The sequence below is a fragment of the Streptomyces rimosus genome (genome assembly GCF_008704655.1).
Lineage (GTDB): Bacteria > Actinomycetota > Actinomycetes > Streptomycetales > Streptomycetaceae > Streptomyces > Streptomyces rimosus.
The window spans coordinates 8,528,302-8,548,282 of sequence record NZ_CP023688.1 but is presented as its reverse complement, the minus strand read 5'-3'; the positions used below and the strand labels follow the sequence as shown (position 1 = coordinate 8,548,282).

Annotated in this window: 13 protein-coding genes and 1 riboswitch; of the genes, 8 read left to right on the top strand and 5 right to left on the bottom strand. The window is 70.0% G+C overall.

What is annotated here, in order from left to right:
- Positions 1-35: 35 nt before the first annotated feature.
- Positions 36-734, bottom strand: a complete 699-nt coding sequence (locus tag CP984_RS37465; RefSeq protein ID WP_030177664.1) for an alpha/beta fold hydrolase — start codon at positions 732-734, stop codon at positions 36-38.
- A gap of 248 nt (positions 735-982) precedes the next feature.
- Here CP984_RS37465 and CP984_RS37460 point away from each other — a divergent pair, with 248 nt between their 5' ends.
- Positions 983-1,771, top strand: coding sequence for an alpha/beta fold hydrolase (locus CP984_RS37460; RefSeq protein WP_003983080.1), 789 nt, complete (start codon positions 983-985; stop codon positions 1,769-1,771).
- Between the two features lie 42 nt (positions 1,772-1,813).
- Here the strand turns inward: CP984_RS37460 and CP984_RS37455 are convergent, their stop codons facing one another.
- The 3 genes from CP984_RS37455 to CP984_RS37445 form a co-directional block, all read right to left on the bottom strand.
- Complete coding sequence (locus CP984_RS37455; RefSeq protein ID WP_003983081.1) at positions 1,814-2,242, bottom strand: DUF4440 domain-containing protein; 429 nt, start codon at positions 2,240-2,242, stop codon at positions 1,814-1,816.
- 196 nt (positions 2,243-2,438) lie between these two features.
- Positions 2,439-3,095, bottom strand: coding sequence for a maleylpyruvate isomerase N-terminal domain-containing protein (locus CP984_RS37450; protein WP_003983082.1), 657 nt, complete (start codon positions 3,093-3,095; stop codon positions 2,439-2,441).
- A 174-nt stretch (positions 3,096-3,269) separates the two neighbouring features.
- Entirely contained in the window at positions 3,270-4,394 is a 1,125-nt protein-coding gene (locus CP984_RS37445; protein WP_003983083.1) for a DUF5954 family protein, read from the bottom strand.
- 748 nt (positions 4,395-5,142) lie between these two features.
- Here CP984_RS37445 and CP984_RS37440 point away from each other — a divergent pair.
- The 3 genes from CP984_RS37440 (at position 5,143) to CP984_RS37430 (ending at position 10,634) form a co-directional block, all read left to right on the top strand.
- Entirely contained in the window at positions 5,143-6,705 is a 1,563-nt protein-coding gene (locus tag CP984_RS37440; protein ID WP_003983084.1) for a hypothetical protein, read from the top strand.
- A 179-nt stretch (positions 6,706-6,884) separates the two neighbouring features.
- Positions 6,885-7,111: riboswitch (cobalamin riboswitch) on the top strand.
- Positions 7,112-7,301: 190 nt separating this feature from the next.
- The gene (gene metE / locus CP984_RS37435; RefSeq protein WP_003983085.1) at positions 7,302-9,620 is read left to right on the top strand and encodes a 5-methyltetrahydropteroyltriglutamate--homocysteine S-methyltransferase; all 2,319 of its coding nucleotides are present in this window, start codon (positions 7,302-7,304) and stop codon (positions 9,618-9,620) included.
- A gap of 306 nt (positions 9,621-9,926) precedes the next feature.
- Entirely contained in the window at positions 9,927-10,634 is a 708-nt protein-coding gene (locus CP984_RS37430; RefSeq protein WP_003983086.1) for a lysophospholipid acyltransferase family protein, read from the top strand.
- 170 nt (positions 10,635-10,804) lie between these two features.
- Here CP984_RS37430 and CP984_RS37425 read toward each other — a convergent pair whose 3' ends face one another.
- Complete coding sequence (locus tag CP984_RS37425; RefSeq protein ID WP_003983087.1) at positions 10,805-13,738, bottom strand: AfsR/SARP family transcriptional regulator; 2,934 nt, start codon at positions 13,736-13,738, stop codon at positions 10,805-10,807.
- 1,024 nt (positions 13,739-14,762) lie between these two features.
- Here CP984_RS37425 and CP984_RS37420 point away from each other — a divergent pair.
- From CP984_RS37420 to CP984_RS37405, 4 genes are all read left to right on the top strand, one after another.
- Positions 14,763-16,175, top strand: a complete 1,413-nt coding sequence (locus CP984_RS37420; protein ID WP_030177667.1) for an aldehyde dehydrogenase family protein — start codon at positions 14,763-14,765, stop codon at positions 16,173-16,175.
- Between the two features lie 64 nt (positions 16,176-16,239).
- The gene (locus tag CP984_RS37415) at positions 16,240-17,256 is read left to right on the top strand and encodes a C-terminal binding protein (RefSeq protein WP_003983089.1); all 1,017 of its coding nucleotides are present in this window, start codon (positions 16,240-16,242) and stop codon (positions 17,254-17,256) included.
- Positions 17,257-17,282: 26 nt separating this feature from the next.
- Entirely contained in the window at positions 17,283-18,548 is a 1,266-nt protein-coding gene (locus tag CP984_RS37410; RefSeq protein WP_003983090.1) for a phosphonoacetaldehyde reductase, read from the top strand.
- A 69-nt stretch (positions 18,549-18,617) separates the two neighbouring features.
- Positions 18,618-19,976 (top strand): cupin domain-containing protein, encoded by a 1,359-nt coding sequence (locus CP984_RS37405; protein ID WP_003983091.1) that lies wholly within the window; start codon positions 18,618-18,620, stop codon positions 19,974-19,976.
- Positions 19,977-19,981 lie beyond the last annotated feature (5 nt).

Genomic DNA, 19,981 nt, shown 5'->3' with positions numbered 1-19,981 from the left:
GCCCCGCGCCCCGGGCTCTCCCGCTCGCCAAGCGCCTACCGCTCGGCGGCATCCAGAAGTATTCGTGCCAGCTCATCCGGCGCGGAGAGCATCGGCCAGTGTCCCGTCTCCAGTTCGACCAGCCGCCACTTCTCGCTGCTCAGAATCTCGGCCTCGACCGGAATCAGCTCGGGTCCGTCCAGCACGCACTTGATGTATGTCGCCGGAAGCTCGGCGAGAGGGCCGGCCAGTTCGGCGGGTTCGGTCAAGGTGGCGCCCGGATGCGGCGTCACGCTGCCCACTATGCGCTCGATCTGCTCGTCCGTAAGCCCGTGACCGGCAAATTCGGCCGGGGGCGGCGGGGCCCAGAAGCCCTCGTTCTCGGCCATCGACGCCTCCACCGCGGGCCGGAAGTCCGGCCAGCGGGAGACGAACGACTCGCCGTCGACCGGCACGTCGGAGTCGACGAATATGACGTGCCTCAGCCGCTCGCCGATCCGCTCGGCGGCCTGACCGACCGGAATGCCCGAGTAGCTGTGTCCGACCAGAACGACGTCGTCGAGGCCGAGTCGGTCAACCTCACCGACGATGTCCTCCACATGCGTCTGCTGACCGGCCGGTACGCCCCGCTTGTCCGCGAGGCCCGACAGTGTCAGCGGATACGCGCCGTGGCCCGCCGTGCGCAGCAGCGGGACCACTTCATCCCACGCCCACGCTCCGAGCCATGCTCCTGCGGCAAGTACGTAGTTCACCATGCCCGAACCCTAGCCGAGGGGTCTGACAATCCTCTGCGACCACGGGCTCCGAACAGCCTGACCACGCCCCGGTTCTCCCGCCAGGCCGGCGCACGCAAGCAAGTGCGCAGGCCAGCGAAAGCGCGGCAGGCATGATTACGGGCGTGAAGACGCCACAATCTCTCGTCGCACCACCCGTTCGTACCGGCGCGGAACAGCTGCCCGACGGCAGGATCCTGGGCTGGGCCGAGTGGGGCCCAGCCAACGGCATGCCCGTCCTCTTCTCGCCCGGCGCGGCCACCAGCCGTCATCTCGGCTTCGGGGCGGAGGCCGTGCACGACCTCGGAGTCCGGCTGATCTCGCTGGACCGGCCCGGACTGGGTGCCTCCACTCCGGCCCCGGGGCGCACACTCCAGGATTTCGCCGAAGACACCCGCATACTCATCGAGCGCAAGGGCCTCGACCGGCCACCCGCCATGGTCGGCAATTCGCAGGGCGCGCCGTTCGCCCTGGCCTGCGCGGCCGCCCGTACGGTCGATGCCCTCGCGCTCGTCTCCGCGGCCGACGAAATCGCCGAGCCACGCTTCAGTGACGTACTGCCGCGTGAATTGCAGCAGTTGGCGGACCTTTGCGTACGAGCGCCGGAAGAAGCCGCGGATTTCTTCGCCGGATTCACCCCGCGGACGATGTGGGACATGGTGATGGGCAACAGCCCCGCCTGCGACCTGGCCGTCTATGAGCGGGAGCCGTTCGCCGGTGCGTACCGGAAGGCGCTGGAGGAGGGTTTCGCCCAGGGGGCGGCCGACGGTTACGCCCGGGACGCCGTCCTGGCGATGGGGCGGTGGGGGCTCGACCTCGCCGCGATCGGAATTCCGGTGGACGTGTGGTACGGCGCGGAAGACAGCAGCCACTCGCCCGACCAAGGAGCTGGCCTGGCGGCGCGTATTCCCGGAGCCGTACGGCATATCGTGCCCGGGACCGGCGGCGCCGTCCTGTGGACGGCAGCCGACCAGATCCTCCGTACCCTTCTGGACCGCTCCGGGGAGCCGCCCCGATAGCAGTGACACCCAGCCATTCAGGGTGGTCAGGGGCGTCCGGACTTACAAGTTGTCGCCCCATCCACCCTGAATCATGGTCTGGAAAGCCCACTTCCCGTCCCGGCGGATCAGGATGTCGGCATACCGCAACTGCGTGGCCTCCCCCGCGTGCGTCATGGTCGAGTCCGTGAAGACCACGGCCATCGAGGCCGAGAGGAATACGGGCGTCCGGGTGGACTCGAAGGTGATGTCCTCGTTCCCCTCACCCATCACCTGCGTCATCGTCGCGACGAATTGTTCGCGGTCCCACTGCGCCGAGCGCCCGTTGCCGGCCGCATCGTCGCTCACGAGGTTCAGCGGAAACACCGCCATGTCCGCCATACGCTCGACATTCCGCTTCGCGCTCTGCGCGTCGTACTCCGCGAACCAGGCATCCAGGCTCGTACGGTCCTCATCGGTCGGCACGTACCCGGTGTCAGGCAGAAAGGTCACGCGAACTTCTCCTCAGGTCCTCGGTCGCACACCCATCAGGCATGACTGTGCGAAGAAGAAGGTACGCGCCGAGGCGTCACTAGTCAAGCTTGATTAGTTGGAGCGTCGAGGGCCGGTCCGGCGCTCTCGGGTCCCGGTTCCGGTGCTGTCGCCCCGCTCACGGCCCGGCCGGAGGCAGGAGCCTATGAGAGCCCGGTCACCCGATGACGAACGGCAGTTTCGCGGCCAGCTCGCCCAGTTCGGCCTTCTCGGTCTCGGTCGGCGTGCGTCGTCCGGTGCCGATCAGCAGTGCGTCCTTGTCGGAGAACGACGAGGGGAATGTGGTACCGGCGATCTTTTCCAGCATTTCCCGCGTTCGGGCCAGGCCCTCTGTGGGCGGTTCCGCAGCGTTCGGGAGGTGTGCGATCAGGTCGAGGTGGTGCAGCGTCCATTCCAGTACGTACGCGGAAAGGTAGTCACCCGTGGTGAGTACGACGTCTCGGGTACCGACCCTGACCGTGGGGTCCGCGAGTTCGGCGGCGCGGCCGGCAGCAGAGCCCAGGTCGTCCAGGTGGAACTTGAGCAGCCCCGGGTCCTCGTACGCGGCGGCCAGGCGGACGATCAGCGCGTCGAGCGGGTCGTCACCGGTCGGCGGCGTTTCGGCGACCTCCCAGTAGGTCACCGCGTCGCGGGTCGGTTCCGTGTCGGCGGGGGTGACGAGGGTGATCAGGACGTCCTGGGCGTCGATGATCAGATGGCACACCAGGTCCCGTACGAGCCAGCCGGCGCAGCCCGACGGCCGCGCGAAGTCCTCGTCCGAAAGCTCGGCGACCGCGGTGCGCAGCGCTGTCCAAGAACGTGAGAAGAGATCCACGGCCGCAAGCTAGCAGCGCCCGGCACCGGCCGCGACCGGATTTCGTCCGCCCGGGCCGTGCAAGGTGGGGCGGTGGTGGCGGGAGTGTGCGTGTGGATGCAGTTGAGCTCGGCTCCGTCGGGGCGGAGCCGAGCTCAACAGTGATTCGCCGGGCACAACAGCGGCTTACTGCGTTCAGGTGCGCTTCTTATTCGCCTTGCGCTCCTTGGCCGCTGCCCGGCGGGCCTCTTCCTGCTCCCACAATGCCTTGAACTCCAGCGTGCGTTCATCGAGTTCGAGCGGCTCGTCCTCTTCTTTCCACAGCCCCTGATCCTTCAACTGCTGGGTGTGGACCTCCACGGGAGGCTGGGGGTCGAAATCGCTGGGCCGCGGGCCCTCCGGGCCGCTGGGGCCGATCCTGACCAGCCGCTCCACCCGCGTAATACGGAACCGGCGCCCATCGACGCTCAGACCGTTGCTCCGCTTCTCGTCCAGCGCATCGGCCGCTCGCGCGTACTCCGCCCGCTCCTCTTCCGACAGCCTCATATTGAACGGCGCCATCACCCGGAGCCATGCGGCCAGCCCGTCCCTGGCGCCTTGCGGAGTGGAATCCGAAGCCCCCGGATTCTGCGCCCTCCACTGCCCGTCCACCCGTTCCGAGGTCATGAACACTGCCGGCAGCAGCACACCGCCCGGGTATTTCTCGGCGGCGCGCAGGGCGTCGATGCGTACCTCCGCGGGCGTATTGGGAGAACCCCCGACGAAGTGAACGAGATCGAGTTTCAGAAGGCCGTCGGACAGGCCGGTACTGACGTAAGGATCAACAACGAATCCCTTGGTGCGGGACGGCACGCGCAGCGCCTCGCCGACCTCCGCGGGGTCGGGGTCGGAGGGGCGGGGCGGTTCGGGTCCGCTGCGGCCCATGCGGATGAATTTCGACGCCCGTACGATACGGAATCGCTCACCACGGACACAGATCTCGTCAACGACCTCCCGGTCCATGCGCAACGCCGCCGCCATCCACACCTTCTGCGCCGCCGCGTCACCGGATTCGTCGGCCTGTTTGGCCCGCAGGCGGAAGTGCGACCCCAGGGAGTCCCTGGCGCCCTGCGGTTCGCTGGCGCCGTACTCGGACAGTTCCCAGCCGCCGGTATCGCGCTCCTTCGCGTGGAAGAACTCCGCCAGCCCCACCCCCAGAAGTTCCGGGTAGCGCTCGCGCGCCTGCCACGCCTCCAGGTCCGCCAGGGCGGCGATGGGCCCGTCCTGCGGGGCCACCCGGAAGGTGAGGTAGCCGGGCACCCTGTCCTCGTAACCGTTCATGCACCGAATGTGCCGGAAGCGGTGGCGGCTCCGCCGGAAAACCGGAGAAACAACCCTGTCGCGCATGGTGAGCGTGCAGGTGTGTGATATGGGCACAAAGGAGTTCGGGGCGATGGGCCGCAGCGTTCGGCCCGGAAGCCGGGTGGCACAGGGAGGCAGGGAGGTCGCGCAGGGATCGGGGGCTCTCACCGCGACGGGCTGCGTGGGCACCAGCTCAGATAGACGGGCCCCACCCGGAGCCCGCCAATCGGGCAACTCGGGTCGAGCGGCGCCCCTTCGGCGCGCCCCCTGAGGTTCGTACCGTACGGATGGGCCCGTCGCGCCTCGCACCGCAAGCGATACGCCCCGCCGCTCGAAGCCCCGCCTCTCGAAGCGCAGCCACTCGAAGCACGGTCCCCCGAAGCGCGCCCCCACACCACTCCCCCGCGCCCCTCCCCGCATCACCCCACCAAGAACACCCCCACAATCCCCACACCAATTCCGTTGACCCCTCAACCGTTCAGCGGACCGGGCCCCCTCGCCGAATACCCCGCAGCCCCGAGATAGTTCACTGCGAAATCACCATTGGTCCATATCAATGCCCCGGCGTACAGCCCGAATTAGCCCCGGAGCACCGGTCATGGCATGATCACCCAGCTCCCATTCCGCACATCCGCACTTCTTCGCAACCGTCCCATTGTTGTGAGGCGCCGTTTTCGGAGGCGACTTCGCCACGGCGTGCCCCACCCCACATTCTCTAGGGCTCACCTTGCGTACGATCACCAAGCAGGCGCTCATACCTGCCCTGACCGTCATCTCCCTGCTGGCCTCCGGCTGTTCGTCGGGCAGTGGCGCCGGTACCGACGCCGGCACCGGCGAGTCCGTCGAACCCGGCGCCGGGGCGACCGCCGCCCAGGCCGCCGAGGGCCATGACGCCGCCGACGTCACTGCCGGCAAGGGCGGCAGCGGCGGACAGCGGCTGGCCGTCGGTGCGGCTCCCTCGTCGTCCGGCCCTGCCGGTGCGGCGGCCGTGGCCCGCCCGTCCGGTGACGGACGCCCGCAGTACAAGTCCGCGGTACGGGTCGCCTCGTACGACCGCCGCAGCGGCCGCGCGGTCGTCGTCAGCCCGGCGAAGCACCTCCCGAGCCCCTCCCCCTCGGGCTCCGCATCCACCGCCCCCTCCCCCACTCCCTCCGCCTCCGCTCCCGCGAAGAACTCGGCCGTGGCCGTCGGCGACGTCATCGCGAGCGCGCCCGCTCCCGGCGCCCCCAGCGGTGTCCTGGCCAAGGTCACCGCCGTACGGGGCACGACGGCGAAGGGCACCGAGGTCAACACCGCGCCGGCCACGCTCGACGCGCTGCTGGGCAAGGGCAAGGCCGACGGGAAGGTGCCCGTCGATCCGGCTGCCGTCTCGGTCGAGCCGCTGGTCAAGGGGGTGAAGGTTTCCTGGGCGAAGAACGGCGAGCGCCGCTTCGGGCCGCACGGCGCCTCGCTGCCCCTCGGCAGTCTGCGCCTGGACGTCGGCGCTTCGGTCGCCACCGCGGAGGACGCCCCGGCGAGCGCCGCGGCCTCGGTCGCCGGCTTCGTGCAGCTGTCGCCCAAGGTGGAGTTCACTTACGACGGCAGCCGCGGGCACGCCACGCCCTCCCCCGCACCCGCCAACCACACGGCACCCGGAGGCGCGTTCATCGGGCTGTCCGGTGACTGGTCCTCCCAGTGGCGCTTCAAGGGCCAGGCCGCCGCCTCCACCGCGAGCGGCAAGCCGATGCGGGTGCCGTTCGCCAAGCTCCACGCCGATCCGGTCATCCAGGTCGGCCCGGTCCCGGTCGTCGTCAATCTTGACCTCACGTGCTACCTCGCGGTCGAGGCGGACGGCCGGGTCAGCGTCGACATCAAGCAGGACCTCAAGGGCGACTTCCGGGTCGGCGGCAGCTACTCCTGGGCCGGGGGCTGGAAGCCCGTCAGCGAATCCGGCATGCACTCCACCCCGGTACAGGCGGCTGTGACGGCGTCGGGCCAGGCGAAGGCCACGCTCGGTACCGAGGCGAGCGTCGGCCTGTACGGTGCGGTCGGTGTGAGCGCCGATCTCGCTCCGTATCTGCGCGGCGAGGCCAGTGCCGCGGCCATCGGTTCCTCCGACGGAAAGGGTTCGGTCACGGCCGACTGGAAGGCTTTCGGAGGGCTGGATCTGAGCGGCTCACTCCAGGCCCAGCTGACGATCTTCGGCACTCCGCTCTTCCAGAAACGCATTCCGCTGGGCACCCTGCACCGCGAATGGAAGCTCGCGTCCGGCCGGTTCTCCTCCGCCACGTCGCAGCCGCCTGCCGGCTGAGCCCTCCGCCACATAGCGCCAAAACCGAAACCGAGGCCGTGCGGACCCGGTTCCCCAGCGCCAAAGCCGAAGCCGTACGGACCCGGTCCCCACCGGGTCCGTACGGCTTCGACGTTCCCCCGTCTCATAGCCCGTCCCGCCATATGAACAGGGCTGTCCGCTCGGGCCCCGCTCGATCTACTGTGTCCGGTGCAGCTGGTTCGCCCTGCCCGCCAGGCAGACGCGTCGTAAGAGGGAACCCGGTGGGAATCCGGGACTGCCCCGCAGCGGTGAGCGGGAACGACCGCCGTCATACGCACTGGATCCGGGCCGCGGATCCGGGAAGCGACGGCCAGTAGGTGCCCGCCGGGAGAGCCCGGCAGGCGTGCCCGCGAGTCCGAAGACCTGCCCGTTGCCCGCGCGCGTCCATGCGTGCGCGGTCTTCCCGGAGACCTCGAGGGCGGGTTGGGAGCGTTCCGGACATGGTCCGGAACCGTACATGTCAGGCGGGCAGAAGCGTCGGCGCACGCTTCGCGGCTCGTCCGACGCGTCGTTCCTTCGCGTTCTCGTCCCGTTTCCGGGACGTACTCAAGAACACTTCCGCGAAGGAGAGTTCCGTGACAGCGAAGCCCGCAGCCGCGGCAGCACGGGCCACCGTGTACGGCTACCCCCGCCAGGGTCAGCACCGGGAACTGAAGAAGGCCATCGAGGGCTACTGGAAGGGCCGCGTCACCGCGGACGCCCTGATGGAGACCGCGCGGGGCCTGCGCCGTGCGAACTGGCGGCAGCTGGTGGACGCCGGTGTGCACGAGGTGCCGACCGGTGACTTCTCGTACTACGACCACGTCCTGGACACCAGCGTCATGGTCGGTGCTGTCCCGGACCGGCACCGCGCCGCCGTCGAGGCCGACGCCCTGGACGGCTACTTCGCGATGGCGCGCGGCACGCAGGACGTGGCGCCGCTGGAGATGACGAAGTGGTTCGACACCAATTACCACTACCTGGTGCCCGAACTGGGGCCCGACACGGTCTTCGCCGCGGACTCCGCCAAGCAGGTCGGCGAGCTGAAAGAAGCGCTCGCCCCCGGGCACACACCGCGTCCGGTGCTCGTCGGCCCGGTCACCTACCTCCTGCTGGCCAAGCCCGCCCCCGGAGTCGCCGCCGACTTCGAACCGCTGACCCTGCTCGATCGGCTGCTGCCGGTGTACGCCGAGGTCCTGGGCGATCTGCGCGCGGCCGGGGCCGAGTGGGTGCAGCTGGACGAGCCCGCCCTCGTCCAGGACCGCACCCCGGCCGAGCTGAACGCCGCCGAGCGCGCCTACCGCGACCTCGGCGCCCTCACCGACCGTCCGAAGCTGCTGGTCGCCTCGTACTTCGACCAGCTCGGTGAGGCCCTGCCGGTCCTGGCCAAGGCTCCCGTCGACGGTCTGGCGCTGGACTTCACCGAGGCCGCCGCCGGCAACCTGGACGCGCTCGCCGCCGCGGGCGGCCTGCCCGGCAAGCGCCTGGTCGCCGGTGTCGTCAACGGCCGCAACATCTGGATCAACGACTACGAGAAGTCGCTGGCCACGCTCGGCACCCTGCTGGGGCTGGCCGACCGGGTCGACGTGGCCGCCTCCTGCTCCCTGCTGCACGTGCCGCTCGACGCCGCCGTCGAGCGCGACATCGACCCGCAGATCCTGCGCTGGCTCGCGTTCGCCAGGCAGAAGACTGCCGAGATCGCCACGCTCGCCCGCGGCCTGGCGCAGGGCACCCACACGATCGCAGCCGAACTGGCCGCCAACCGCGCGGACCTGGCGTCCCGCGCCGGTTCCGCGATCACCCACGACCCCGCCGTACGCGCCCGCTCCGCCGCCGTCACCGACGCGGACGGCCGCCGCTCGGCACCGTACGCGAAGCGCGCCGCCGCCCAGCGGGCCCACCTGGGCCTGCCCCTGCTGCCGACCACCACCATCGGCTCCTTCCCGCAGACCGGCGAACTGCGCGCCGCCCGCGCCGACCTGCGGGCCGGACGCATCGATACCGCCGGCTACGAGGAGCGCATCAGGAACGAGATCCGCGAGGTCATCGCCTTCCAGGAGAAGGCGGGCATCGACGTCCTGGTGCACGGCGAGCCCGAACGCAACGACATGGTGCAGTACTTCGCGGAGCAGCTGACCGGCTACCTCGCCACGCAGCACGGCTGGGTCCAGTCGTACGGCACGCGGTATGTGCGTCCGCCGGTCCTGGCCGGTGACATCTCGCGGCCCGAGCCGATGACGGTGCGCTGGACGACGTACGCCCAGTCCTGCACCGACCGGCCCGTCAAGGGAATGCTGACCGGCCCGGTCACCATGCTCGCCTGGTCCTTCGTACGCGACGACCAGCCGCTCGGCGACACCGCCCGCCAGGTGGCGCTGGCCCTGCGCGACGAGGTCGCCGATCTCGAAGCGGCGGGCACCTCGGTCATCCAGGTGGACGAGCCCGCCCTGCGCGAGACGCTGCCGCTGCGCGCCGCAGGTCACGCCGCCTACCTCGCCTGGGCCACCGAGGCGTTCCGCCTCACCACGAGCGGCGTGCGGGACCGTACCCAGATCCATACGCACATGTGCTACGCCGAGTTCGGCGACATCGTCCAGGCCATCGACGATCTCGACGCCGACGTCGTCAGCCTGGAGGCGGCCCGCTCTCACATGCAGGTCGCCCGCGAACTGGCCGCACACGGCTACCCGCGCGAGGCCGGCCCCGGGGTGTACGACATCCACTCGCCCCGCGTGCCGAGTGCCGAGGAGGCGGCGAGCCTCCTGCGCAAGGGCCTCGACGCGATCCCGGCCGAGCGCCTGTGGGTCAACCCGGACTGCGGCCTGAAGACCCGCGCCTGGCCCGAGACCCGCGCTTCGCTGGAAAACCTGGTCGCCGCCGCGCGGACCGTTCGGGCGGAGATTCCTTCGGCCTGATGTCCGGGGGCTGGTGACAGGTGGTGATCGATTATGGCGGGCACCGGTGACGACCGGTGATTGGTTACGGCCGGAACCTGTGACAGCCGGTGATTGATTACGGCCGGAACCTGTGACGGCCGGGAGGGCGCACGCCCGAGCGTCCTCCCGGCCATCCACCACCACCTTCCGGCGCCACGCCCCACCGGTATCCCCACGAGTGGTTACGAACCCTCCCCCCTGCATCTACACTACGTCCTCCTGCACCTCGTCTGACCTGCGTAAACAGCGCCGTTGAGCCGGTTCCGGAGAGTGAGGAGAGGCCCTGTGTTCTATCAGGTGCTCAAGTACGTGATCCTGGGGCCGTTACTGCGGCTGATCTTCCGACCGCGGGTGGAGGGGCTGGAACATGTGCCCTTGCAGGGCCCGGCGATCATTGCGGGCAACCATCTGTCGTTCTCGGACCACTTCGTGATGCCGGTGATCGTGCCGAGGCGGGTCACGTTTCTGGCGAAGTCCGAATACTTTACGGGGCCCGGGCTGCGCGGACGGCTGACCGCGGCGTTCTTCCGTGGCATCGGACAGATCCCCGTGGACCGCTCCGGCGGCAAGGCGGCCCAGGCGGCGTTGCGGTCCGGGCTGGCGGTGCTGCGCAAGGGGCGGGTCCTGGGGATCTACCCGGAGGGGACGCGGTCGCACGACGGGCGGCTCTACAAGGGCCGTACGGGAGTGGCCGCGCTGGCGATGAAGGCCCAGGTGCCGGTGATCCCCTGCGCGATGATCGGTACATTCGAGGCCCAGCCCACCGGCCGCCGCCTGCCCCGCGCCATGCGCATCACCATCCGCTTCGGCAAGCCCCTGGAATTCAGCCGCTTCGCCGGCCTGGACGGCGAACACGCCGCGCTGCGCGCCGTCACCGACGAGATCATGTACGAGATCCTGCAGCTCTCCGGCCAGGAGTACGTGGACGAGTACGCGAACGAGGCGAAGGCGCGGCAGCAGTCGCAGTGGGGGTTGGTGCGGCGGTTCCGGTGAGCGCAGGGTGGTGGGGGCGGAAAACCGCCGCGCCGATTTCCCATCGTGCTCGACGCCGCACAGGACGCCGGGCAGGCACCGGTGCGGAGGCCAGGGCCTCCCGGGCCGCGTCGGGGTTCTGCGGCTCGTATCCAGTCCGCACGTTCCGGCGGATTCATGGGCACGCGGATCTACGCGTCCGCGTCTCCAACCGGCGCCGGCCTGTCCGCGGGCAGCAGCCTCCGTACGGCGGCGGCCTCCGGGGAGCCCAGCGTCTCGTACGTCTCCAGGGCTTTGTGCCAGCAGACGCGGGCGCGGTCCGCGTGCCCGGTTCGCCGGAGGGCGTGTCCGAGGGTGGTGAGGGCGTTGGCGCGGGCCCATTGGCCACTGGGGCCCTGCAGGATGGCGAGGGCCTCTTCGGCCCGTCCCGCGGCCTGCGCCGGCCGGTCCGCGGCGAGATGGGCTTCCGCCATCCGCCAGTACGTCATCGCCTCCCACAGGCACTGCCTGCTGTCCTGGAAGATGACGACGGCTTGTTCGAATTGCTGTAAAGCGTCCTCCGGGCGCGCGGCCTGTGTCAGCACCACGCCGAGTGAGTAGTGTCCGGCGGCCAGGCGCGTCGTCGCGCCGATTTTCTGGTAGAGGGCCAGGCACTGCTCGGCCAGGCTCACGCCTTCGGTGATACGGCCGGTGTCCACGTAGAGGAGAGCGAGGTTGGCCAGCGCGCTGGCCACGCTGTTCTGGTTCCTGTAACTGCGGAAGGCGGCAAGTGCCTGCTGCAGGAGGGATTCCGCGTCTTCGTGGCGGCCCTGCAGACTCGCGATGATGCCGCTTTCGTTGAGGGCGTTGGAGGAGAGAACGGGATCCGCGCAGTGGCCCCGGAGTGCCATGGCGGCCTGGGCCTCGCGATCCGCCTCTGTGAGACGGCCGGCCATGATGTGGAAGTGGATCATGAGCAGGCGCAGCCGCCCCTCGGCATGGGCGTCCTGCGCTTCCCGCGCGGCCGTCAGCAGGTGCACGATCGTCTGCTCGTACTGCCGGGCGCCCGTGCCCGAATCGGCCAGGTCCTTGGTCACCAGCATGAGGTCCGCCGCACGCCGCAGCGTGGGCCCGCGGGCCGAGGCGCGGGCGCAGGCCAGCAGGTTTCCGGCCTCCGTGTACAGCCATTCCAGCGCGCTTTCCCGGTCATCGAAGGACAGGCCCGGGTACTGGGTGGGCTCGATGTGGTCCGCCAGGGGTTCTCCGGGCCGGTTCATCGTGTAGACGCGGGCGGCCGTGGCCAGGTAGTGGTCCAGCAGCCGTGAGCGTGCCGCCTCGCGCTGCTCCGGGGGATCGTCACGTTCGGCGCGGGCACGGGCGTAGAGGCGTAGGAGGTCGTGGTAGCGGTAGCGGTCCGGCGCGGGGGATTCCAGCAGTGAGGTGTCCACCAGGAACTCCAGCGTTTTTCCGGCCTCTTCGGTGCGCAGGCCGAGTACGGCCGCGGCGGCGCCGAGCGAGATGTCCGGCCCGCACGGCAGGGCCACCAGCCGGAAAGCGCGCGCCTGCCGGGCGGCGAGCTGCCCGTATCCCAGCTCGAAGGTGGCGGCGATGCCGAGGTCGCCGGCCTGGAGTTCGTCCAGCCGACGGTGCTCGTCGGCCAGTTTGCGTACCAGGTCGGCGACGGTCCAGGTGCGGCGGGCCAGCAGGCGGGCGGCGGCGATCCGGATGGCCAGCGGCAGACAGCCGCACGCCGCCACCACCTTCCGGGCGTCCTCGCCTCCTTCGCCGGTGATGCGGGTGAACAGGGCGAGGGCTTCTTGGGGCCGCATGACGTCCAGGGCCACCGCATGGGTTCCCGCCGGGTGGGCCAGCCGGTTGCGGCTGGTGACCAGGGCGGCGCAGCCGTCCGTGCCGGGCAGCAGGGGACGGACCTGGGCGGCGTCACGGGCGTTGTCCAGCAAGGCCAGGACGCGGCGGCCGTCGAGTACGGACCGGTAGAGCGCGGCGCGCTCGCTCACCCCCACGGGGATGGCACAGTCCGATACGCCCAGGGCCCGCAGGAAAGTCCCCAGTACGGACTCCGGCTCGACCGGACACGGTCCGCAGCCCCGGAGGTCGACGTACAGCTGCCCGTCCGGGAAGAACGGCCGGACCGCGTGCGCGACATGCACCGCCAAAGCGGTCTTGCCGACGCCACCGATCCCCCCGACCGCGCTCAGGGCCACCCCGCGCCCCCTGCCCGGACCGAGGTACGCGATCAGCTCCTCGACCAGCGCCGCTCGCCCGGTGAAGTCCCGGGTGTCGGGGGGCAGCTGAGCCGGGCGGACCTGTGCCGCGCCCTCACCCGCATAGCGCGGGCGCCCCCCTTCGGGAGCGGGCAGGCGGGGATCGGCCCGCAGGATACGCCGATGCAGTTCGGTGAGACCGGGTGAGGGAGCGACGCCCCGTTCCTGGGCGAGCAGGCGCCGGGTGTCGGCGTAGGCGGCCAGCGCCTCGGTCCGCCGGCCGCCGCGGTACAGCGCGAGCATCAGAAGTTCCTTCAGTCGCTCGCGCAGCGGATGTGCGGCGGTCAGCGCCGTCAGCTCCGCCACCACCTCCGCGTGCCGCCCGGCCTCCAAGTCCAGGGCGAGGCGGGTTTCCACCAGACTCAGGCGGTGCTCTTCCAGGCGGACGCGCCAGGCCGCACCGTTCGGGCCCGGCACGCCCTCCGGCGGGTCACCGGTCCCCAGCTCCATGGCCCGGGCCAGCAGTTCGCGGGCGCGGGCTGGGTCGCCTGCACGACGGGCCTGCTCGGCCTCGGCCACAAACCGTTCGGCACGTTGCAGATCGAGCCCGCCCTCACCGACGTGCAACGCATAGCCGTCGGACTCGCTCACCAGCATGTCGGCGTCCGGCCCCAAGACCGCGCGCAGCCGGCATACATACGTGTGCAGGACGGCCCTCGCATCCGGCGGCGGGTCCTTACCCCACAGAGCACGGATCAACTCCGGCGCCGATATGCCACGCCCGCCCTGCACCAACAGAACGGCGAGCAGCGACCGCTGCCGCGGCGAACCGGCATCGAGCTGCCGCCCCCCGCGCCAGATCGCGACCGGCCCCAGCACCGTGAACCACAAGTGCCGCTCGTCCCCCGCAGCGTCGGCCATGGACGCCTCACATCCCGCATTCGGTGCTTCGACTTGCCAGTCTTCCATGCGAGCACCCGAGAAGCCACGTAACGACAGCTGATATGAACGCGACGTGAAGTAGAGGCCGGAGCATTCGGATGGGAATGCCGCTGCGCCGTGGTCGGCCGGTGAATGCGGAAGAGAGAAGGCAAGGAAAGAACCATCGACGACGCTAAAACATTGGGCCCATCGCCCACCGTGGCTCCCGCGCTCCAGCTGTTGCGACAGAACCCTGTGTGCCGCATCCCACCGAATGCGGGCGTGGGGGCTGGAGTTCCGTGCCCGCCGCTCGCATCCCGGCCTCACTCGCCGAGTCGCCGAACAGGGCCTGAACTGGTGATTCGCTGGCGCGATCGGTGGCATCCCATAGCCGGCCCGACCACGGGGTTGCAGTTGGGGTATCGGCACCGGGTTCTCCCGAGAACGGCAGGGAGGGGTATGAGCACATGGTCGCCCCTTCCCGCCCGGCTCTTCGTCCAGTCCCCCGGCCCCAGCACCTCCGTGACGTTCTTCGAGCTTCAGGAGTAGTCCAGGCCCGGCCTGCCGAGTGGTCCGGATACGGGGTCCGGTTTTCCCGACATCTGGGGCCTGCCCCTGCCGGCGCCGCAGCGCCGTTCCCGGCCGGAAGCGGCGTTCGGCCACCTGAGGATCGACCCGGGTCTCCCCCACCCCAGCCTCACGCGAACGAGTGACCCCTCCCCCGGCTCCCTCAACCGGATCAGCCATCCCGCAAAAACAACCCAAGGCACGATCCCACCTGTTGCCATTGAGGCGAGAGAGCATTTCAGCAACTGCCGATGCGCATCTCCGCAATTAATTCCGACTCCCCGCCGAAATGAAGACATATAAACCTACCGCCCGCCACCCCCGGCAACCCTCAACCAGCCACACACCCTCCACCCTCAAAACAAACTTTACTTGACGTTGAACGCCAGCTTACGCATACCCTGAATTCAAGTGACGTGGCGAAGTGTGCACGGGAAACATCCTGCAACGGAAGGCGATGAGCGCTGCCATGAATGCGATTTTCAGCGAAGGGCGCTGGTCGTCGGTTGATCGGGTGGCCGATGTGCTCAACCCGTACACCGGGGAGACGGTAGGGCACATGGCGCGGGCCGGGGCGGGTCAGGCGGTGACTGCCGCGCGGGCCGCCGGCAGGTTTCGGTGTGAGGCGCCGGCCCATGAGCGCGGTGCCGTTCTTCTGCGTACCGCGGATGAGATCCAGAATTCTGCCGAGGTTTTCGTCCGGTCGATTGTCGAGGAGACCGGAAATACCCACAAGGACGCCGTGAGCGAGGTGCGGCGCGCGGTCGCGCAACTGCGTTTCGGTGGCGAGGAGGCGAAGCGGCTGACCGGCGAGAGTATCGCGACGGATGTCACGGATTACACGGCCCGCAGACTTGCCGTGACGCTGCCCGAACCGCTCGGGCTGATTTGCGCGATCACTCCGTTCAACCGTCCGCTCAATCAGGTCGTCACCAAAGTGGTGCCCGCCGTGGCGGCAGGCAACAGTGTGATCGTCAAGCCGTCGGAGAAGGCGCCGCTGACCGCCGGGCTGTTCGTCCGGGCGCTGCTGGACAGCGGGCTGCCGCCCGGGATGATCGCGCTGGTCACCGGGGACCCGCTGGAGGTCGGCGAGGCGCTGGTGAGCTGTGAGTACGTCGACATGGTGACGTTCACGGGCAGCGCCGCGGTCGGGCAGCGGATCGCCCGCCGTATCGGCATGATCCGCAGCGCCTTCGAGTTGGGGGACAGCGGGGCCTTGATCGTGGCCGATGATGCCGATCTGTCCGCGGCGGTCAGCGCCGCCGCTGCGGGGGCGTACGCGACGGCGGGGCAGTCGTGCCGCGGGGTGAAGCGGATCCTGGTGCAGGAACAGGTCGCGGACGAGTTCGCCGACATGCTGGTAGAGGCGACCGAGCGGCTGGTGGTGGGCGACCCCCGCGACCCCGGCACCGACATCGGCACGCTGATCGACGAGCCGGCGGCCATACGGGTGGAGCGGCGGGTGGCGGAAGCAGTGGACGGCGGTGCGCGGGTGCTGGCCGGGGGGCGGCGCCGTGGGGCGCAGTTCTGGCCGACGGTGCTGGATCACGTCGACCGCGGCGCACCGCTGGTGTGCGAGGAGACCTTCGGGCCCTGCGCCCCGCTGGTGCGGGTCAAGGACCTTGCCGACGCGGTCGACTACCTGAATGCCGGCCGGGTCGGCCTCCAGGCCGGGGTGTTCACCCAGCGGATCGACGACGCGATGCGGGCCGCCCGTGAGTTGCAGGTCGGCGCCGTCATCGTCAACGGCGGCCCGCAGTTCGAGTCGCCCAACATCCCCTTCGGCGGGGTCAAGGACAGCGGCCACGGGCGCGAGGGCGTGCGCTACGCCATGCGGGAGATGACCCGCCTCAAGACCCTGGTGCTGTAACCGGCGCCGCCGCATCACCGGAGACATCCGTCTTCGCGCCAACGCTCAGTGAGGTGATGCCGTCATGCCTGTCGTCCTCTATACCGACCCCGCTTGGGTGATCGGCCCCGATGGTGCCGTGGACTGCGATCGCGCCGACGTCGAACGCGAGGTGTACGGCACGGACATCCAGATGCGGTTCGGTCCGTACCGGGACGGTGCCTTCGATGTCTCCGGCGACGCGTTCCTGGGTGCCCTGCGCGGCGCCGACGCGGTCGCCATCTACCGCGCGCAGATCACCCAAGAGGTCGTCGATCTGCTGAAACCCGGCTGCCGGGTCGTCGCCCGCCAGGGCGTCGGTACCGACAATCTCAACGCCGGTCTGCTGGAACGCCACGGCATCCTCGGTTTCCACGTGCCCGACTACTGCGTCGACGAGGTCAGCAGCCACACCGTGGCCATGCTGCTGGCGCTGGAACGCAAGCTGATCGCCCAGGACGGTCTGGTCAAGGAGGGACGGTGGAGCATCCACGCCGGTGGCGTCCCCCGGCGTACCGGTGACCTCAGCGTCGGCATCGTCGGCTTCGGGCGCATCGGCCGGGCCACCAGCCGTAAACTCCAGCCGCTCTACCGGCGGGTGCTGGCCTACGACCCCTACGTACACGACGACCTGATGCGCGGCTACGGGGTCCAGGGACGGCCCTCGCTGGCCGAGCTGTTCTTCGACGCGGACGCCGTCGTGCTGCACGCCCCGTTGGACGACAGCACACGGCACATGATCAACGACATGTCGCTGCGGCCCCTGCGGCGCGGTGCCCTGCTGGTCAACACCGCGCGGGGCGGACTGGTACAGCCCGAAGCGGTGCTGGAGCGCCTGCGGGACGGGCGGCTGGGCGGTTACGGCTCGGACGTGTTCACCCCGGAGAACCCCTGCGACCACCCGGTGAACAAGGAAATCCTCACCTCGCCCCACACGGTGGTCACCGCGCACCGGGCGTTCCTGTCGGACGCCTCGGAGCGCAGCCAGCGGCTGCGCGTCGCCGAGGAGATCCGGCGCGTCCTGCTGACCGGACGGCCGCCGCTCTTCGGCCGCCTGGCCTAGCGGGCGCTGGCGGCGAGAGGAGCATCGTGGCGATCACCGAACTGCCCCACCGGGAAGCGGACGTCCGGCAGCTGCTGGAGTCCGCAGACCACTCCGTGGCTCTTCCCGTGCCCCGCTACGTGCCGACGCAGGTGGTTTTCGGCCGCGGCGCCGCCCACACGCTGGATACGGTGATCCGGCATCGGCTGGGAGTACGCGGCTTCCACCGGCCCATGGTGCTCACCGGCCGGGAGGCGGCCGTCAAGCCCTGGCTGGCGGCGGTGGTCGCGGCCTGCCGACGTCTGGGGACGGCGGTGGTGGTGGAGAATCCGCGCGCCAATCCGACGCCGGAGAGCATGCAGCACGTACTCAATATCGCGCGGCAGCACCGGGTCGACGGTGTGGTGGCGATCGGCGGCGGCAGCGTACTGGACACCGGCAAGGCCGTGGCCCTGCTGGCGGCCGGTGAGCGGTCCGTGGCCGAGGCGGTTGACCAGAAATCGGGCTCCGACGCCGCTGGTCGCGGCGGGCCGCGCGGTACCGGGCTGGTCGCCGTACCGACGACGGCGGGCAGCGGTGCGGAGGTCACCCGTACGGCGACCGTGTGGGACGAGCGTGAGCAGCGCAAACGGGCGCTGGACCAGGCGGCGCTCTTTCCCGACCTCGCGATCGTCGACCCGCTGCTGACGATGAGCGCGCCAGACGGGGTGTGGCGCAGTTGCGGCCTGGACGCGCTGGCCCAGGCGGTGGAGTCCAGTTGGTCGGTCGCTGCCGACGCCGAATCGCTGCGCTTCAGTTTGCCCGCCGTCCGTTTGGCCGTCGAGGGGCTGGAGGCCGTACTGGCGGATCCAGGCGACGAGGCGGCGCGCACCGTACTGAGCTGCGCGAGCGTCTTCGCCGGGCTGGCCATCGCCGGCACCCGGACCACCGTCCCGCACGCCGTCTCGTATCCGATGACCCTGCGCCACGGCGTCCCGCACGGCCATGCCTGCGCTCTCACCCTCGGTGCCGTCCTGCGGTTCAACGCCGTCGTCACGGCGCAGGACTGCCGTGATCCCCGGGGCCCGGAGCACGTGACGCGTGTGCTGCGTTCCGTGTGCCAGCGGCTCGACGCGCGGGACCCGGCCGAGGCGCACCAACGCCTGGACGTACTCCTGAGACGGCTCGGACTTCCCGCCTTGCGCGGGCTCGACCACATCGACGTACGCGTGCTCGCCGACGACGTGGTGACGTACAACCGCTTCGACAACAACCCCCGGCACATGAGCCGTGACCAGCTCACCGCCTTGCTGCGCGCGGAGAGTACCAGCTGATCAGAAAACAGCGACCGGTGACAGCAACCAGGACCCAGAAAAAAGGGAAACAGGAACCCGGAGGCCATCGTGCCGAATCCGCCCACCATCGATCCGTACAAGCTCATGCACTGGCTCAACGCCCGCAAACTCACCCCGGAACACGTGCGGGACCGTACCGGCATCGCACTCGACCTGCGCCCGGACACCGTGGAAGAGAGCCTGGAACTCTCCGGGGCCGAGGTCCGCAAGCTGGCCGATTCTTTGGATGTCCCCGTCGAAGAACTCGCCGTGGGACGGGCGCGGCAGCCCGCCGCCCTTTTCCAGAGCCGCGCCGACACGGCTGCGACCCGGCGCGCGGTGCAGCGCGACGGCTTTCATTTCTACAACTACTATTCGCTGCCGGCTCCCTCGGGGTACATCGCTCCCGTAATCCTGGACATTCTGTGTCCCGAAGGGCGGCTGCCGAAGCTCAACAACGGCCATCTGGAACCGGCCATCACCGTGAACATCGGGCCCGGCGATATTCACGGCCGCTGGGGCGAGGAGATCAACGATCTGACGTGGGCCGTGCTGAAAGCCAATCGGGCCCCCGAACACGCCTGGATCATCGGCGACTCCTACCTCGAACCCTCCTACCGGCCGCACAGTTACTCGCTGGCAGGCCAGGAACCCGCCCGGATCATCTCCTACACCTGCAAGTCGAACCTGCACGCGCTGCTTTCTCGGGCCAACGAGTGGACCGACGCCTCCTACGACCGGTTCGTCGAGGACTGGTCCGCCGACGGGCAGGCCGCCGTGCTCGCCATCGCCCTGCGCCGCAGGGCGCACACCGCCGCCTCGCTGGCCACCGCCACCGGCATCCCGAAACAGAAGATCGCGGCCTGCCTGTCCGGTGACGGCGACGCGCTCGGCCTGGCCGACCTGCGGCGCATCGGTCCCGTGCTCGGCGTCGACCACCGGCTGCTGCTGCCTGCCGAGCCGGTGCACGACGAGATCGGCAAGACGTGGTGCTCGGTCGAGGACGGTGTCGCCTCCATCCGGGAATTCGGCGCCTACCGCGCCGCTTCCATGGCCGGCGCGCCCCAACTGCCCGACATCGTGGGGCTCTACCTCTCCGTGGACCGTGCCGACACCCGCGCGCTCGACCTGTTCGACCACGGGGCCGGCCACTATCTCGCGACCCACGGGGCCCCGATCGCCTGGTGGGCCGACGAGCACGGCACCGTACACGAGCAGCAGCTCGCCCCCGACGACAGCCTGTGGGTCGGACCGTGCGTGCCCCACGGATTCAGCGGCACCGGCGCGCTGATCAAACTCGGCAACGGGGAGGGCTACGGCTATCTCGAACACCTGGAGCTGACCCAGACCGTCCGGCGGCCGCAGACCCTGCGCCGCGCCCGGCGGGACCGCGCGGGCTGGGGTTACGAGCCCACCACGACCGCCTGACACCA